Source organism: Pleionea mediterranea (genome assembly GCF_003148745.1).
Classification (GTDB): Bacteria; Pseudomonadota; Gammaproteobacteria; order Enterobacterales; family Kangiellaceae; genus Pleionea; species Pleionea mediterranea.
The window spans coordinates 1-18,273 of sequence record NZ_QGGU01000007.1; the positions used below are offsets into that span (position 1 = coordinate 1).

At 42.1% G+C, this 18,273-nt stretch carries 14 protein-coding genes, 2 tRNA genes and 1 pseudogene; 16 read left to right on the forward strand and 1 reads right to left on the reverse strand.

Annotated elements, in window-relative coordinates:
- The 7 genes and pseudogenes from C8D97_RS09945 to C8D97_RS09975 all read left to right on the forward strand — a co-directional run.
- Positions 1-87, forward strand: a pseudogene (locus C8D97_RS09945) (IS5/IS1182 family transposase); the annotation flags it as partial.
- A 364-nt stretch (positions 88-451) separates the two neighbouring features.
- Positions 452-3,058, forward strand: coding sequence for an alanine--tRNA ligase (gene alaS, locus C8D97_RS09950; protein ID WP_109763633.1), 2,607 nt, complete (start codon positions 452-454; stop codon positions 3,056-3,058).
- 412 nt (positions 3,059-3,470) lie between these two features.
- Entirely contained in the window at positions 3,471-3,662 is a 192-nt protein-coding gene (csrA, locus tag C8D97_RS09955) for a carbon storage regulator CsrA (RefSeq protein ID WP_109763634.1), read from the forward strand.
- 57 nt (positions 3,663-3,719) lie between these two features.
- Positions 3,720-3,811 (forward strand) — tRNA-Ser (locus tag C8D97_RS09960).
- Positions 3,812-3,997: 186 nt separating this feature from the next.
- Positions 3,998-4,074: transfer RNA gene (locus tag C8D97_RS09965), tRNA-Arg, on the forward strand.
- Positions 4,075-4,237: 163 nt separating this feature from the next.
- Positions 4,238-5,701 (forward strand): DNA recombination protein RmuC, encoded by a 1,464-nt coding sequence (locus C8D97_RS09970; RefSeq protein WP_109763635.1) that lies wholly within the window; start codon positions 4,238-4,240, stop codon positions 5,699-5,701.
- 160 nt (positions 5,702-5,861) lie between these two features.
- The gene (locus C8D97_RS09975; protein ID WP_170115208.1) at positions 5,862-7,250 is read left to right on the forward strand and encodes an HDOD domain-containing protein; all 1,389 of its coding nucleotides are present in this window, start codon (positions 5,862-5,864) and stop codon (positions 7,248-7,250) included.
- A gap of 9 nt (positions 7,251-7,259) precedes the next feature.
- Here the strand turns inward: C8D97_RS09975 and C8D97_RS09980 are convergent, their stop codons facing one another.
- Positions 7,260-8,492 carry a GNAT family N-acetyltransferase gene (locus C8D97_RS09980; protein WP_109763637.1) on the reverse strand — a complete coding sequence of 411 codons (1,233 nt, stop codon included), beginning with the start codon at positions 8,490-8,492 and terminating at the stop codon, positions 7,260-7,262.
- Positions 8,493-8,794: 302 nt separating this feature from the next.
- Between C8D97_RS09980 and C8D97_RS09985 the strand changes: the two genes are divergently transcribed.
- The 9 genes from C8D97_RS09985 to C8D97_RS10025 all read left to right on the forward strand — a co-directional run bounded on the left by C8D97_RS09985 (position 8,795) and on the right by C8D97_RS10025 (position 18,262).
- Positions 8,795-9,073: a PepSY domain-containing protein gene (locus C8D97_RS09985; protein ID WP_109763638.1), complete on the forward strand. Its 279-nt coding sequence runs from the start codon at positions 8,795-8,797 to the stop codon at positions 9,071-9,073.
- Between the two features lie 11 nt (positions 9,074-9,084).
- Positions 9,085-9,759, forward strand: a complete 675-nt coding sequence (locus C8D97_RS09990; RefSeq protein WP_109763639.1) for a response regulator transcription factor — start codon at positions 9,085-9,087, stop codon at positions 9,757-9,759.
- Between the two features lie 4 nt (positions 9,760-9,763).
- Positions 9,764-11,143 (forward strand): ATP-binding protein, encoded by a 1,380-nt coding sequence (locus C8D97_RS09995; RefSeq protein ID WP_109763640.1) that lies wholly within the window; start codon positions 9,764-9,766, stop codon positions 11,141-11,143.
- A 46-nt stretch (positions 11,144-11,189) separates the two neighbouring features.
- Complete coding sequence (gene dinB / locus C8D97_RS10000; RefSeq protein ID WP_109763641.1) at positions 11,190-12,248, forward strand: DNA polymerase IV; 1,059 nt, start codon at positions 11,190-11,192, stop codon at positions 12,246-12,248.
- 176 nt (positions 12,249-12,424) lie between these two features.
- Entirely contained in the window at positions 12,425-12,646 is a 222-nt protein-coding gene (locus C8D97_RS10005; protein ID WP_109763642.1) for an OadG family protein, read from the forward strand.
- 38 nt (positions 12,647-12,684) lie between these two features.
- On the forward strand, positions 12,685-14,493 hold the full coding sequence (gene oadA, locus C8D97_RS10010) for a sodium-extruding oxaloacetate decarboxylase subunit alpha (protein WP_109763643.1): 1,809 nt from the start codon (positions 12,685-12,687) through the stop codon (positions 14,491-14,493).
- Positions 14,494-14,615: 122 nt separating this feature from the next.
- On the forward strand, positions 14,616-15,914 hold the full coding sequence (locus C8D97_RS10015) for a sodium ion-translocating decarboxylase subunit beta (RefSeq protein ID WP_109763644.1): 1,299 nt from the start codon (positions 14,616-14,618) through the stop codon (positions 15,912-15,914).
- Between the two features lie 145 nt (positions 15,915-16,059).
- Positions 16,060-16,398 (forward strand): pentapeptide repeat-containing protein, encoded by a 339-nt coding sequence (locus tag C8D97_RS10020; protein WP_109763645.1) that lies wholly within the window; start codon positions 16,060-16,062, stop codon positions 16,396-16,398.
- 196 nt (positions 16,399-16,594) lie between these two features.
- Positions 16,595-18,262, forward strand: coding sequence for an alanine/glycine:cation symporter family protein (locus tag C8D97_RS10025; RefSeq protein WP_109763646.1), 1,668 nt, complete (start codon positions 16,595-16,597; stop codon positions 18,260-18,262).
- Positions 18,263-18,273 lie beyond the last annotated feature (11 nt).

The window sequence follows — 18,273 nt, forward strand, 5'->3', positions numbered from 1 at the left end:
GCTACTCGATACGACAAGTTGGCAAGAAATTATCACAGTATGGTCGCTTTGGCATTTGTTATGGTCTGGTTGCCTATCTATTGTTGAGCAAATTACAAACAAAGATCAACACGCTCTAGGTCTCTTAATAATAGGTTACTGAAAATACTAGGCCATTTAAATTACAAGCCACCACTGGTTTCGCCGACAGAACAACTCCTAAACTCTGCTTTTTACGGCCTTTATCCGCTTGATAAACCAAATAATGCCCAGAAATATGGAAAGTGGTTATTAAACGCGGCAAAATCACTCAACAAATGTGTCAAAAAACGTATAATGCGATGCCTTGTAGCTGGGTTAGTCAGTAGCTATGCGTTAAATTACTCAACTTAAAGTGCATAGATTAAAAGCAGACAGAAAATAACCAGTCATCTGGTTAAGTGTTAAACAAATCGGTCAGATAAGGTGAATCATGACATTCATGACGAGCAATGAGATAAGAGAAACATTTATATCCTTTTTCGAAAAGAGAGGGCACCGTCGTGTAACCAGTGGTTCACTGATCCCATCAAATGATCCAACCTTATTATTCACCAATGCCGGAATGGTGCCGTTTAAAGACTGCTTTTTGGGCACCGATAAGCGTGATTATGTACGTGCAACGTCATCGCAGCGTTGTGTTCGAGCCGGTGGAAAACATAACGATTTGGAAAATGTCGGCTATACCGCCAGACACCATACCTTTTTTGAAATGCTGGGTAACTTCAGCTTTGGTGACTATTCAAAGCGCCAGGCCATCGAGTTTGCCTGGGAGTTTTTAACCAAAGAGTTAAAGCTACCGCAAGAGAAGCTTTGGGTGACTGTTTATAAAGATGACCAGGAAGCGGAAGACATCTGGTTTAATGAAATCGGTATTAACCAGCAACGGTTTTCACGACTGGGTGAAGAGGATAATTACTGGTCCATGGGCGATACAGGACCATGCGGACCTTGCTCTGAAATATTTTATGATCACGGTGACGATGTAGAAGGAGGCCCACCAGGCTCACCGGAAGAAGACGGTGATCGTTACATCGAAATCTGGAATTTGGTCTTTATGCAATTTAATAAAAATAAAGACGGAACCATGGAGCCTTTACCTAAGCCTTCAGTTGACACAGGTATGGGACTTGAGCGTATCGCCGCAGTGATGCAGCAGGTCCACAGTAACTATGAAATTGACCTGTTTGATGCTCTTATTAAAAATATCGCAAAAATTTTGAATGTTACCGACATTAACAATAAATCACTGAGAGTGATTGCCGATCACATTCGGTCCACTGCCTTTTTGATCATAGACGGTATTGTACCGGGTAATGAAGGCCGGGGTTATGTGTTAAGACGCATTATGCGTCGTGCGATCCGCCATGGTCATAAGCTCGAAGCTAAAGGCAGCTTTTTCCATAAGCTAATTGCGCCTTTGATCGAACAAATGGGCGATGCCTATCCAGAATTAAAACAACGTCAGTCTGAATTGGAGTCCACCATTATCCGCGAAGAAGAACAGTTCGCTCGCACTCTGGATAAAGGCATGAAGATTCTTGAGCAAGATTTAAAATCCCTGTCTGGCTCTGTCATTTCTGGCGATACCGTATTTACACTTTATGATACCTATGGCTTTCCGGTCGATTTAACCGCAGATATTGCCAGAGAAAATAATCTGTCTATTGATGAAGAAGGTTTTGATCAGCGTATGCAAGAACAAAAGCAGCGCTCTCAAGCGGCAGGAAAATTTGGCGTCGACTACAACGAAAACCTGGCCATCGACAGTGAAACTCAGTTTGTGGGTTACGACTCGCTTAAAAACAGCAGTAAGGTTGAAAAGCTGTTCAAAGAATCCAATCCCGTAGAACAACTCAATGAAGGTGAGCAGGGTACTCTGGTTACTGAAAGCACCGCCTTTTACGCAGAAGGCGGTGGTCAGGTGGGTGATAAAGGTATCATTCGTAGCGCCCAAGGTGAAGCAGAGGTTCTGGACACGGTTAAAGTTAATCAGGCGTTTGTTCATACGGTTAAAGTAACATCTGGTGTGTTTAAAACCGCTGATCAGGTTGAAATGCTGGTCGATACCGAAAAACGTGAATCTACGGCAGCTCACCACTCGGCAACGCATCTGTTACATGCCGCGTTACGAGAAGTTCTGGGCAGTCATGTGATGCAGAAAGGCTCTTACGTGGATCATGAACGTTTACGATTTGATTTTTCAAGCCCGGAAGCGGTCAGTCAGAATCAGTTAGATATTGTTGAGCAGCGGGTTAACGACGAAATACGACGAAATCACCTAGTTTGTGCAGAAAATATGAGTATGGATGAGGCTCAAAAGCAAGGTGCCATGGCATTGTTTGGTGAAAAGTATGGTGACAATGTACGCGTGTTGTCCATGGGACCATTTTCGGTAGAGCTTTGCGGCGGAACACACGTAGAGCGCACTGGTGATATCGGCAGCTTTAAGATCATTCAGGAATCTGGTATTGCTTCCGGCGTTCGCCGAATTGAAGCCCTGGCTGGTAAAAGGGCTACCGATTACATTCAGTCACAGAATGCTTTATTAAATAATCTGGCCAAGCAGTTAAAATCTGAGCCTGCAAAAGTTGATGAAAAACTTGAGCAGCTTATTAATAAAAGCAAAGAGCTCGAAAAGCAAGTATCCCAATTGACTGGCAAATTAGCGTCAAGTCAGGGCGCTGACTTGCTCAATGAGGTTGTTGAAATTGCAGGTGTTAAAGTGATTGCGAAATTGCTCACTGGTGTTGAGTCTAAATCATTACGTGACCTGATGGATCAAATCAAAAATAAACTGGGTTCGGGCATTGTTGTACTTGGCGTAGAAAATCAGGGAAAAGGAAGCTTGATTGCTGGTGTCACTAAAGATCTGGTTGGATCTATAAAAGCGGGGGATCTGGTTAAACACGCGGCCAGTCATATAGGTGGTAAGGGAGGTGGCCGACCGGATATGGCACAAGCGGGCGGACCGGATGCGGATAAACTTCCTCAAGCCATAGAATCCGTCGCACCTTTTATTAAACAAACGCTTTCTTAAGCTATAAAGTCAAAAATATAAGTCAATAAATTGCTTTAAGTAATATAGCTAACTTATTGACTTATATGTATTCTTTATTCCGTTACAATTAAAGTTTGCGAGCATCGGTAGTTCGACTACTCTATAAGATAGGTCGATTATCTAACGGAGCCTCTGAGAGCAGATGAATTATCCCTACCTTTATAATCCTCTTTTGGTGAATAAATAGGCAGCTGCTCCCATAGAGTTTGCGCAGTTTAAGATGACTAAATTTTATACAAAACAGTGATCTATTCTCTGTAAAAGCTGGTTCCTGAACAGGTATCGACAAAAATTAAACAATATTAAAAGTTGCTGCTATAATGCGGCGCCTCATATCAAGTGCTGAAAAATAACTCTTTCTTATTAAGAGTGAGATTAAGGAGAAAATTGGATGTTAATATTAACTCGACGAGTTGGTGAAACTCTTATGATCGGTGATGAAGTAACCGTGACTGTTTTAGGAGTAAAAGGTAACCAGGTTCGTATAGGTGTAAACGCACCAAAAGAAGTTTCTGTTCACCGTGAAGAAATTTATCTAAGAATACAGCGTGAAAAAGAAATGTCTGGAAATTCAGCAGAATAAGTTTCAGATAGGGCTTGCATTTTAATTCTAATAAGGTAATATTTGCCGCCGCTGAGAGGAGAGATGGCCGAGCGGCTGAAGGCGCTCCCCTGCTAAGGGAGTATACGGTTTATCCCGTATCGAGGGTTCGAATCCCTCTCTCTCCGCCATTATTTTTTGCAACAATATTTAATGGCTAAAATTACTTTTAAGTAATTGAGAATGCTCAGTAAATGACTCGCTAGAGTGCATCGAAATTTGTTGACAAGTAATTTAGGTGTACGCATAATAGCGCCCCTCTTCACGGAGGCCGATAAGAAAGAATTTAAATTTTAAATTGTTACTTATCACACAACGCGCACGTAGCTCAGCTGGATAGAGTACCTGGCTACGAACCAGGCGGTCGGAGGTTCGAATCCTTCCGTGCGCGCCATATTAAAAAAACCGCTTTTAAGCGGTTTTTTTATGCCTGTAATTTACTGACAGTCTCTGTTCCCGAGTTTAATTTTATTGCTCTATTGACCTTATATGGTTTACATTCGTAAGCCTTATTGATCATATCCTTCATTCATCGGATTAATTTTATAATCGACATTATGATACTTGCTGATTACCACATACAGATCACTCTTGCTGCTTTAGTCTTGTTGTTTATAGTACTTGTTTTATTAATCGTTGTGTTCAGACAATTAAAACAGTTAACTACTAATGAGCTGAATCGAAATCAAATGGAAGAAAAAGTCTCTTTACAGCTTTCTCAGTTGCGTGAGTTTCAAGTTGAAAAGTTTAGTGAGTCAAATCATCAGGCGGATAAAGCAGCAGCATCAACCAAAGAAGTTTTGATAACGGCGTTTAATGAGCTAAAAGAATCAATTATTAATCAGCAAAATCAGTTTCAATCTGTAATCAGTGGTAAGTTTGAACAAAATAAACAAGCGCTGGCTGATAAACTATCTGATGCGCGTTTTGCTCAGCAATCCTCATTATCGGAGTTTAAAGAAAGTTTATTAAATTCATTAAAGAAAATTGATGAACAAAACAAACAGGCGCAATTAGAATTACGCGACAAGTTGATTCAGGAGTTGAGACAGTCTATTAAAGATATTCGTCAGGAGCTAACACAAACGCTCACGCAAAACTCGGAAAACCTTTTAAAAGGAATAAACAGTTTAACGCAATCCACCGATGAACGACTTAAAGATATTAGCGGGCAAGTTGAAAAACGATTAAGTGATGGTTTTGAAAAAACCACTCAGACATTCAATGATGTTTTAAAACGACTGGCACTGATCGACGATGCGCAGAAAAAAATCACCGAGTTATCGTCTAATGTGGTCAGTCTGCAGCAAGTGTTAGCCGACAAACGTTCAAGAGGAGCTTTTGGAGAGGTACAGCTCAATGCATTAATAAAGAATGTGCTACCTGAAAACAACTTCTCTATTCAACATCGACTATCGAATGAAAAAATTGCTGATTGTATTTTATTTCTACCGGATCCCACGGGTAATGTGGTCATCGATGCAAAGTTTCCGTTAGAGTCGTACCAACGTATGACCGATTTTGAAACATCTGATTTGGACAGAGTCGCTGCTTCCAAACAATTTAAACAAGATATTAAAAAACACATCAAAGATATTAAATCGAAATACATTATAGAAGGCGAAACAGCGCCCGGCGCCATGATGTTTATTCCGGCAGAAGCGGTGTTCGCTGAAATTCATGGGCATTTTCCTGAGCTGGTTGAGCTGGCGCATAAAGAAAAAGTATGGATGGTGTCGCCAACCACTATGATGGCAATCTTAACAACGGCAAGTGCTGTAATAAAAGATGAAGCGACCCGAAAGCAGGTACATATTATCCAGGAGCATCTTGGGTATTTATCGGAAGACTTTGGTCGATTTAAAGTGCGTATGGATAATTTATCTAAACATATAGGCCAGGTCAGTAAAGATGTGGATCAAATTAACACGTCGGCGCAAAAAATAACCAGTCGCTTTAAGAAAATTGAGCGGGTCGATCTTCCAGAAGAAAAAGCGCCTGAACTGCTTAACAGGGAGTAATTTTGATTATCCTGTTTTGTTCAACCTGTATAGCCAACTTTATTCATAATAATCTCAACGGTTAATTTTATGGGACCTATGTCTAGCTTTTATAAAGTGGTTAGGTGTATCTCATATATTTGGCTATAGTTAAAGCAATGATTTTTATTTGGAGTACTGCGTGACTATACCTTCGTCATTAAAAACATTATTGAGTGAACAAAATATCGCCTATGAAACTATAGAGCATGAAGAAGCTCACTCTCTGAAGCAGGTGGCAAGCGAATTGAACCTGTCTGAAGCAAGTATTTTGCGGTGTGTTTTATTAAAAGGCCCATCACAGAAATTTATGGCTGTATTGCCCAGTCATTTTTTACTCGATTTTGAGGTGCTTAAACGGCTAAAAGATCAGGCGTTTGAAATCATTTCTGCGCGTGACGCAGATAAGCTGTTTAATCATTGTGAACCTTGCTGTCATCCTCCCATTCCTGCTTTTATCAAAGTAAATGGTCTTATTGATGAGTCAGTTTATAAACTGGACGAACTGTATCTTGAATCGGGTAATCCAAAAATTCTGTTGAAGATAGCAAAAGCAGACATTGCTAAACTGTATGTTAATGAGGAGCGTTTATCCTTTGCTTGTGGCCCAGAACGACTCTATTCGGGACGCAATGCTCAGCAAGATTTAACGGAAGCTGTTAATCAATTTACCCCCATTCGGATCAAACAACGGATCGATGAGACCTTTGATCTACCGGCAATGCCAGAAATTGCACAAGATATAATGAAACTCAGAGTCGATCCCAGTGCCGATGCGAAAAAACTGGGCGCCATTGTTGCCAAAGATCCAAGTCTGGCTGCGCAAATCATAAGTTGGGCAAGTTCGCCTTATTACGGCTATAAAGGCACCATCGATTCTGTTGAAACGGCTATTTCAAGAGTTCTCGGTTTCGATCTGGTCATGAATCTCGCACTTGGTATATCCATCGGAAAATCCTTAAATGTGCCAGAAGAGGGGCCTTTAGGCGTGCATAACTTCTGGCGGCAAGCGGTTTATTGCGCCAGTCTGGTAGAAAAACTGTGTCTAATGATGCCGCCTAAGCACCGTCCAGAGCGGGGGCTCGCTTATCTTTCCGGCTTATTGCACAATTTTGGTCATATTTTATTGGGCCACTTATTTCCGCCACAGTTTTATCTGATTAATCGTTATATTGAGGCTAATCCGGGCATTCGAGTGGAAGATGTCGAGCACTTTGTCATGGGCGTGACTCATCAGGAAATCGGTGCCTGGTTAATGAAAAACTGGCATATGCCCGATGAGCTGATTGTGGCTGTGCGGTGGCATCATCAGGAAGAGTTCTGGAGTAAACATTCGGTTTATTCGAATCTGGTTCTTTTAGCCGGTCGTTTACTCAAACGCATAGAGCTAGGCGATGCTATTAATCATGAGCTTCCCGAGTCGGTTCTTGAGCTACTGAATCTTGATGAAGAGAAAGTAAACGAAAGCTTTAATCAGTTGCTAGAAGAGCGTGAAACCCTTGATCTTATGTCGAAGCAGTTAGTGGCATAAGCCGACTTATTAAGCGGTTGGCTTAAAAGGCAATTTTTGCTGCAGGTATTTAAGATAATGCTGGGTTTGGTGGTTTTCGTCGGTAATATAATTACCCACTTGCTGGTGCAGTTGAGGGTGATGATAAAAGTAGGCTGACTGTGCCAGATAAGGTTCAAAACCCCGAACGACTTTATGCTCCCCCTGCACACCAGGATTAAAGAAGCGTATATTTTGCTCGATACAAAACTCCATGCCCTGATAATAGCAACACTCAAAGTGAAGGTGTCCGTATCCACAGTCCTTGTCGTCATCCCGGCAACCCCAGTAACGACCATAAAGCGTTGAACTATCAAACAGAAACAATGCTGCGGCAATATCCTGTTGATCACGCTGGGCTATTACAATAAGTGCAGACTGCTTCTCCTGCGTTAACCAGTCTAAAAAGAAAGCCTCGTTTAAATAACCGCTGTGGCCGGAACGTTTTAGATAAGTGTGCCGGTAAAATGGGTAAAAGCGCTTGATGATCTCATCAGTTATTGTTTCACCTGAATAGCGGTAAAACTGGGTGTTCTGCTCACAGGCTTTTCTGCGTTCCCGCCGTATTTCTTTCGCTCGCTTTTGTGTTAACTGAGTTAAATAATCGGCAAGCTCGTTAAAACCATTGTTATGCCAGCGAAAAAATATACTTGAGCGCAACAATGCACCTGACTTTTCAAAAGCGCTCTGCCAAGACTCCGGAATGTATAAAAACTGATTGGTTACAGGACTCTCTGGTTTTAACTGAGCGTTGATTTGATGAATATCGTCTACTGTTATTTTATAGTCACTGAATGGCAGTTCGATGGGTGTAAATGGCAACTGCATCACCCATTTAGGATAATAGGGGATCCCCGCCTGATTAACCGCACTGGCAATATTCCAGTCAAAAACATATTCGCCGTATGAGTGATGCTTCAAATAACCCGGTATAAATGGATACTGATTTTGTTGGTTGGCAATTTGAATATGTCGAGGGAGCCATCCCGTGTCGTCAGAAGTTGAACCCGATGATTCTAGTGCTTGAAAAAATGCCAATGAGGCAAAAGGGGATTTTGTTGTTGAGTCACCTGTTGGGAGATTCAAATCTGAATGTTCCTGTAGGCACTCCTTCTGAACATGCTGTCCTTTAGCCTGAAGCTCAGGTGCCTGACAGCTTTGCACTTCGCTCGCGTCTGAAAAGGGGCCAAAAGCCGATGTGATTATATTATGTTCAGATTGCATTCAGTTAATGACACCTACAATATCCGAAAGTTGAAATAACTCGTAACAAAAGCGCTCCAGTATATTAAACATACATCGAAATCTAGCGCGAGAGGTTTAGGTAATTAGTGGGTTAGAGTAGCCGGATGTTGAAGTGAAATAAAGCCATAGTGCCCGTCAATGTTCTTTAACCAGGCGGCTCAGAGGTAAGGCTTCCGTAAACGATGTATTCAACCCACATTAAAGGTACAAATTGACAACCATGATCGAGTGTAGCAAGATGCTTTTCATATTCAGTAAATCATTGATATCACGATTAATCCATGTTTATTAAGATAAATTTTTTCATTCTATTAACCGCTTTATTGCTTAGCTTATCAGCCTCGGTATCGGCCGCTGAGAAGCAGGCTCCTTGTAAAGTCATTTCAAAAAGCAAAGCGGTTGATATCACACAAAAAGCGATAAAAGGCCGAATATTGTCTGCGTCCTTAATCAAACGACCATCATCACATATCTATAAGGTTAAAGTGTTATTAACCAATGGGCGTGTCAAAACCATTCTGGTCGATGGCTGTAAAGCAAGAATCATAAAAGTTAATTAAGGAAGCAGTTGATGAAAATTCTTGTTGTTGAAGATGAACAGGTGCTTCAGGAGCATCTTAAAACAGCTTTGAATAAACAGGGCTACGCGGTTGATCAGGCATTCGATGGCGAGGACGGCCTCTATTATGCGACAGAATACCCACTGGATATGGCGATTATTGATTTAGGATTACCTAAGTTAAATGGTCTTGACCTTATTAGTAAAATTAGAGAACAGGGTAAAGAGTTTCCCATTCTTATTTTAACCGCCCGATCCCGCTGGCAAGAAAAGGTTGAAGGCTTATCTCGTGGAGCCGATGATTATTTGGTTAAGCCTTTTCAAATTGAAGAATTATTAGCCCGCGTCAGCGCACTGCTTAGACGTTCTTCCGGGTTCGCTTCACCGGTTATTTCCAAAGGACCTATAGAACTTAATTCAAACAGCGGACAAATATCTCTGAACGGTGACGAGCTCGACTTAACCGCTTATGAATACAAAGTCCTCGAATATTTATTAATGAATCAGGATAAGGTCGTCTCAAAAACAGAATTAACCGAGCATATCTACGAACAGGATCACGACAAAGACAGTAATGTTCTTGAAGTATTTATACGAAGACTTCGTAAAAAACTGGATCCTAATGGCGACTTAAAGCCCATCGAAACATTAAGAGGTCGAGGTTACCGGCTAAATCCTGAGCTTTAGTCTGATGCACTATTCATTAAAAACCCGACTGATTATTGTTCTATCATTGTCATTGATTGCACTGGTGAGTGGGGTTTCAATTGCTCTAGAAAGAGCCTTCGATCGCAGCCTTACCAGTCAACTAAACGAACGCCTGAAAACTCAGTTATTTATGTTATTGACTGCGGCGGAAGAAGAAGCGCCGGGTCAGTTGTACCTGCCAGAAGTTGTACGCGAAGGTGTGTTTAATCAAATTGACAGTGGTAGCTATGCCTTTGTCTACGGTGGTGGCACCAATGAAATTTGGCGTTCGTTCAGTGCGGTTGATTTAAATTTAAATCTGGCAGAAACTTTGCCAACTGGTGAGTTCTTATTTGATAAAGCCGATATCAACTCACAAACTTTCTACAGATTACGCTACGCGGTGATCTGGGAAAGTGAAGACGGCACAGAAAATTACTATCAATTTACTTTGTTGCACGAAGCACAGTTACTCAATGCCGTGGTCAATGACTTTCGATTTACTTTATTAAGCGGATTGGCATTTGTGCTTGTAGCAATGTTAATTATTCAGTTACTGGCTCTACGGTGGGGCTTATCGCCGCTTAACTTAATAGCCAAGGATCTTAAATTTATTGAAGCCGGTAGACAGCAAACATTATCAAAGGATTACCCTGCGGAATTGCAGCCATTAACCCGAAATTTAAATTTGTTAATCGATGCGGAAAGAGCGCAACGGGAAAAGTATCGCAACACATTATCCAATCTTGCGCACAGTTTAAAAACCCCGTTAGCCGTAATGAAAGGCGTCACTGATCAATTAAATAATTCAAACGAATTGAGAACACAGTCGCAAGGCAGTGAAACATTGGCTCAACAAATTGAGCGAATGGACGAGATCATCAAGTACCAATTATCGAGAGCGGTCTCTGGCGCTCAAGGTCATATGCTGGCATCCGTTAATGTGAAAATAGGCATCGAAAAAATTATTTCTGCACTTGAAAAAGTGTATCAGTCGAAGTGCATAGACTTCCACTTTGCATGTGATGAGCAAGCGCGCTTTTATGGCGATGAAGGCGATTTTATGGAAATTATGGGTAACCTTCTGGATAACGCCTGTAAGTGGACCAGCAGTAAGGTGGAAGTAGAAGTTACTTATCAAACCACAAAGGATGCGTACTCCCTGATGCTGAAAGTCTCTGACAATGGACCCGGCATTAAACCTTCAATGTATCAGGATATTTTATCGCGAGGCCAACGGCTTGATGAAAAAACCGAAGGGCAGGGTATCGGTTTATCGGTCGTCTCAGAACTTGTTCATCAATACGATGGTAGTATTACGATCAGTGAAAGTGATGATAATGGAGCAACATTTACCTGTTACTTCGACTTTAAGCGGCTTTAAAGCAGACGCTTTTATATAACTGGCTAAAACAAAAGAGCTAAATAAGATGTCTCGTAAAATTATCCATATTGATATGGACTGTTTCTACGCTGCGGTGGAACAACGAGATAATCCTTCTCTAAATAATTTACCAGTAGCCGTTGGCGGACGACCAGAGCGTCGTGGCGTTATTGCAACATGCAACTATATCGCCCGAGATTTTGGTGTTCACTCGGCACTTTCGTCAGTCATTGCCAAACGCCGATGTCCGGATTTAATTATTATCCCACCCAATCTGAATAAATACCGAGATGTCTCAAAGATTATTCGTTCCATCTTCTTAAATTATACAGACGTTATTGAACCACTGTCGCTTGATGAGGCCTACCTTGATGTATCGGACTCATTACATTTTTCTGGTAGTGCCACCCTTATTGCCGAGCAGATAAAAAAAGAAATTAAAGAGGCTGTTAATCTGACTGCATCGGCAGGCGTCGCACCGAATAAATACTTAGCCAAAATCGCCAGCGACTGGGACAAACCCGACGGACTTAAAGTTATTACCCCCGAGCAAGTGGATGACTTTGTGTTTAACTTGCCGGTTTCCACCATTCACGGTGTAGGAAAAGTCACCGCCAATAAACTTAAAAATATGAATATCAGAACCTGTGGCGAATTGCAGGCGCTTAAAATGCCCTTATTAAATGAAAAGTTTGGGCGTTTTGGTAAACGACTTTATCAATACGCAAGAGGGATAGATGAACGAGAAGTAATCACCCAAAGTATTCGTAAGTCCGTTAGTGTTGAACGAACCTTTAACACTGATTATGACTCCATCGATCAGCTTTACGAAAAACTGCCCGATTTAATTGAATCATTACAAACGCGAATTAGCCGAAATAAACAAAGCAACTTTAAAAGTGTGTTTGTGAAAATCAAATTTAATGATTTTTCAACAACAACCGTAGAAAGACGAGCCGAAATTATTTTTCTCGATGTTTTTCAGCAATTGGTAAAGCAAGCTTATGAACGACAATATAAGCCTGTCAGATTGCTTGGTGTCGGTGTGCGTTTAGCAGAAACGGCGAATGACGAAGTGAGTCAGTTGGAATTACCGTTTTATTAAAGCTTGCTTCTTATGATTTTTACCCCTGATGTATATTTGACAAACGTTTTCGCAACTGATTTACTGCATTGCACAAAATATACAATAAAAGCCTGTCTAGGCAACTTATTGCGCGTACTAGATTAACGGGGCATTAGCGTCTATATTCCGTTAATACGTTATATAAAAGGGCTCCTATGAATGAACTAATAAACGGTTTGTCGCTAATGCTGGTTGGCATGGTAACGGTGTTTTGTTTCCTAACACTGCTGGTTTTTTGTATCAGTATTTCCTCTAAAGTCATCAATCGCTTTTGGCCAGAAGCGCTTCCGTCAACACCTCAAAGCAGCCCAGAAAACGACGACATTATTGCGGCGATCACCTCCGCCGTTCATCAATATCGCAACAAGCATAAATAATTTGTACGCTCCGCTAATTCGAAAGGATATACAAAACAATGAATGATAAGCCATTAAAAGTTACCGATGTTGTTTTAAGAGACGCTCATCAATCGTTATTTGCTACCAGAATGCGTCTGGATGACATGCTGCCAATTGCAGAGAAACTGGATCAGGTTGGATTTTGGTCATTAGAAACCTGGGGCGGAGCTACCTTTGATTCATGCATTCGTTATTTGGGAGAAGATCCCTGGGAACGCTTGCGACAGCTGAAAAAAGCAATGCCAAAAACGCCCATGCAAATGCTGTTTCGTGCACAAAATATTCTTGGCTACCGACATTACGCTGATGATGTGGTGACTGCATTTGTTGAGCGAGCGGCAGCCAATGGCATGGATGTATTCCGTATCTTCGACGCAATGAATGATACCCGAAACTTAAAAACCGCGATTAAAGCTGCGGTCGATTGCGACAAACACGCTCAAGGAACTTTATCCTACACAGTTAGCCCTGTGCACAGTATTGAGAAATGGCTCGACATGGCCAAGCAAATTGAAGATATGGGCGCCCACTCTATTTGCATTAAAGATATGGCCGGCTTATTAAAACCTTTTGTTGCCGAAGAGCTGGTGAGCCGTTTAAAAGAAACCGTCAATGTCCCTATTGCATTGCATTGTCATGCCACTACCGGATTAAGTACTGCAACCATAATGAAAGCTGCCGAAGCTGGGGTTGATATGGTGGATAGCAGTATTTCTTCCATGAGCATGACCTACGGTCACTCTCCAACCGAGTCCGTTGTATCTATTTTTGATCAGACTTCCAGAAGCACCGGTCTTGATTTGGCGCTGCTTGAAGAAATAGCCGCTTACTTCCGTGGCGTGCGTAAAAAATACGCCAAATGGGAGGGCAGTTTAAAAGGCGTTGATTCGCGTATTTTAATGTCGCAGGTTCCTGGCGGGATGTTGACCAATATGGAAAGCCAGCTAAAAGAGCAGGGCGCTGAAGATAAGTTTGATGAAGTATTGGCCGAAATACCAAAAGTACGAAAAGATCTGGGGTATATCCCACTCGTTACTCCAACTTCACAAATTGTTGGCACACAGGCTGTACTCAATGTGTTAACCGGCGAGCGTTATAAAAGCATCAGTAAAGAAACCTCTGGTGTGTTAAAAGGTGAATATGGAGCAACTCCAGCGCCTGTGAATGAAGAGCTACAACAACGTGTACTCGACGGCAAAGAAGTTATTACTGAACGTCCTGCCGATTTATTAGAACCTGAACTCGAAAGACTGAGTGATGAGTTGGTCGAAATCGCCGAAAAAGACAATATCAACCTTGATGGTGAGTTAGTCGATAATGTTCTTATATATGCTTTATTCCCACAAATAGGCCTTAAATTTTTGAAAAACAAAGGCAATCCAGAAGCCTTTGAACCAGCGCCAGGTACTGAATCTGAATCTAAATCTAAAGATAAACAAGCTCGTCAGCCATTAACCTCTGGTTCGTCTTCCTCAGGCCCCGAGTCTTATCAAGTGACTGTAAACGGTAAAAATTATTCGGTCACGGTTGCACTGGATGGTCAGGTTGCCGACATCAAAACAAAGTCTCAATCCACACAACAGAATACCGAAACAAAAGTACCCGAAAAATCAAACGGGGAGACACTCGAAGCCCCGCTTGCAGGGAATATCTTTAAAATTAAAGTTAAAGTGGGCGAGCAAGTTGAAGCTGGTCAAACACTGATTATTTTGGAAGCCATGAAAATGGAAACCGAAGTGAAAGCTCTAAACGCTGGTGTGGTGTCTGAACTACTGGTTGCAGAAGGCGATGCAGTTAAAGTTGGCACGCCGCTTATCGGCTTATAAAAACGCCTTGTAAAAAGCGCTTTGTAACAGCGACCGTTAAAAAGTGAATTTTAAGCAATAACTTAAAAGACGGCAGCAAATAAAGCAGTAGCCCTATAAATAAAAAATAAACGAGCGTATTAATGGATGGATTATTAAAACTTTGGCAAGACACGGGTATTGCAAATTTTACCTGGGGCCAATTGATCATGATTGGCATCGGGTTTTTATTACTCTATCTCGCAATCGCTAAAAACTTTGAACCGCTATTGCTGGTCACCATTGGTTTTGGTGGGATTTTGGCAAACATTCCTAATGCTGGATTAGCATTAGACGCCGTTGAAAATGCCATTTATGTGGCACAACCGGAAGTGATGCAAGCCATAGCCGGAGCGCTAAATGTAGAGTTTCAAAATACCAGTCAATTGCTCGACGACTATCACCATGCCAATCAGGCGGGTAACCTGGCCAGTATGCAGGTGGCAAAAGACGCCGGTTTTAACAATGGCATGCTGTATAACTTTTATACGGTTGCCGTGGCCAGTGGTGCTGCGCCCTTACTTATATTTATGGGCGTAGGTGCCATGACTGATTTTGGTGCGCTTATTGCCAATCCGCGAACGCTCTTTTTAGGTGCCGCTGCTCAGTTTGGTATTTTTGCAACACTGCTGGGGGCTATTGGGCTTAATTTTGTTCCCGGTTTCGAGTTTACCCTTCAAGATGCCTCCGCCATTGCCATTATTGGTGGGGCAGACGGGCCTACTGCAATTTTTTTAGCGTCGCGTCTGGCCCCTGAACTGCTTGGTGCAATTGCTGTTGCGGCTTATTCATACATGGCGTTGGTTCCCATTATTCAGCCGCCAATTATGAAACTCTTCACCACCGCTGAAGAGCGTAAAATTGAAATGAAGCAGCTACGTCATGTCAGTAAACAGGAGAAAATAGTCTTTCCCTTGATTGTACTGGTGCTCTGCGCAGTATTTTTACCGTCGGCTTCACCGCTGATAGGTATGTTCTGCTTTGGCAATTTAATGCGTGAATGTGGCGTGGTCGATCGACTGAGCAATACGGCGCAGAACTCACTAATTAATATAGTCACCATCTTTTTGGGCTTAAGCGTTGGTTCCAAACTGGTGGCAGAAAAGTTTCTGGCACTGGAGACCTTAGGTATTTTGGGATTGGGAGCAGTGGCTTTTTCAATTGGCACCGCATGCGGTGTACTGATGGCAAAGCTGCTGGGTAAGTTCAGTAAGCATCCTATCAATCCATTAATCGGCGCGGCAGGTGTTTCAGCTGTACCCATGGCCGCTCGAGTGGTCAATAAAGTCGGGTTACAGGCCAATCACCATAACTTTTTATTAATGCATGCAATGGGCCCCAATGTCGCAGGTGTTATAGGCTCTGCAGTAGCGGCAGGAGTATTACTGGCGCTTGTTGGTTAAAACACTGTTTGTTATAGCTGTAATTTATCTGAAGTTTTCAATACAAGCTGACGTTAATTAGCTAACGTCAGCCAGCACAATCGCAAATTTTATTAAGCCTCGTCTATACTTAGGTTATTCATACTTAAACCAAAAGAGACACATTATGGCCGTTCGAATTATTGACGATCCCTTGTATCAATTACTCAGAAATGAACAAGTTGAAGATTTCAATAAACAGCGAGAGTCACTGAATACTCTGGATTTTAGCGACTGCGATTTTAGAGGGCTTGATTTACGGCGCTTAAACGCATCAGGCATTAATTTCAGTGGGGCTTATTTTAGAGGCGCCGATTTACGGGGCATCGATTTTTCACAAAGTAATTTACGCGGTGCAAGTTTAGCAAACTCGCAAGTATCGGGTTGTTTGTTCCCTGTAGAATTATCAGCAGCAGAAATAGACTTGTCGATCCAACAAGGCACACGAATGCGCTATCAGCGTTAAAACAACCCTAACTTCTCATTATATCGTTTGACTCAAACAACCGCAGCGGGCAAGTTTATCCATGCTTGCTCTCTGGTGGTCGATAACGCCTTGTGGTATTGTAAGTGTCCCGAATAATAGCTTAAGAAAAGCCCGTAAGAGGCTGTTTTTTAATCAAAAAAACTAAAGCATAACAATAATTGTTGGAGACAAGGGTTTGGACGCAATCAATAATTTTCTGCTATCGCTGGATACCTTTTTAGGATCTGCGAAATATTTCCCGGTTTTGTTATTAGGCACCGGTTTATTTTTCACCATTTACCTTAAATTTCCGCAAATTCGATTTTTTGGTCAGGCCACTCGAATTGTACGAGGTAAATATGACAAGAAAGACGCACCAGGTGACACCTCGCATTTTCAGGCGTTAACCACTGCATTATCCGGTACGGTTGGTACCGGTAATATTGGTGGGGTTGCACTAGCTCTGTTTTTAGGAGGCCCTGCAGCTTTATTCTGGATGTGGCTTACCGCCTTTATGGGTATGACCACCAAGTTTGTGGAAGTTACGCTGTCCCATAAATATCGTGTTAAAACCAAAGATGGCACCATGGCTGGTGGCCCCATGTACTACATGGAACGCAAATTAAACATGAAATGGCTGGCGGTAATCTTTGCCGTGGCAACCGTTATCAGCTCGTTTGGTAGCGGCAATATGCCTCAAATCAACAGCATCGCCAGTGCGATTGAAACAACCTTTCATATTGAACCCTGGATCACCGGTGTAGTGCTGTCCGTATTGTTAGGTTTGGTCATTGTGGGTGGCATAAAGCGAATTGCGAATGTTGCTGAAGCGATTGTACCAACTATGGCCATTATTTACGTAATCGGTGCCTTGATTGTTATTTTCAGCAATGCAGAAAACATTGCCCCTTCCTTTGTTGCCATTTTTTCCGATATCTTTACCGGTAGCGCAGCAGTCGGTGGTTTCTTAGGTGCATCGGTCGCTTTTGCCCTTGAAAAAGGTGTTGCCAGAGGTTTGTTCTCTAACGAAGCTGGACAGGGTTCTGCCGCTATTGCTCACGCCAGTGCCAAAGGAAAAGAACCTGCTTCGGAAGGTATGGTTAGTTTGCTTGAACCTTTCATTGATACCATCATCATTTGTACCATTACTGGCCTGGCGATTTTATCCTCCGGTGTCTGGAACAAAAAGATGGATAATACCTTTGCGCAGGCCGATATGACCTATATTGCTGGCCAGTACACAGAACAAAATCAGCAAGATTTGGACAGTCTGTTTGCCTACTTAAATAATGAAACTAATGAAGTAAAGCATTACGATGGCAAGCTCATCATAAAAGAAGGTAAAGCAATCAATACTGACTTTACTTTAATAAACGCCAAATCGATTGCCGAAGATGTAATTTACACCAAAGATGATCAACCTTTTACTGGCGAATTAATGGTTATCGATGGACGGCCAGATACCTCTGCTGATGTTGAGATCTCTGGAAAATCCTTGATTCACTCTGTTCCTCTGACGATTGCTGCATTCAGTAGCGCCCTTGGTGACTATGGTGAGTATATTGTTGCTATTGGATTGATGTTGTTTGCATTCAGTACTGCGATTGCCTGGTCTTATTATGGCGATCGTGCCGTAATCTACCTGGTTGGGGAAAGAGGCGTGCTACCTTATCGTCTACTCTATGTTAGTGCATTTTTGGCGGCATCAATGATTGATACCACTATTGTCTGGAATCTTGCTTATGTAACCGTGGCACTCATGACCATACCCAATCTGTTCGGTATTTTAATGCTGCACAAAGACATGAAGGGCACGGTAAATCAGTACTGGAGTGATTTTAAGAAAGATTCAACTGACAGTTGAGCATAACCACT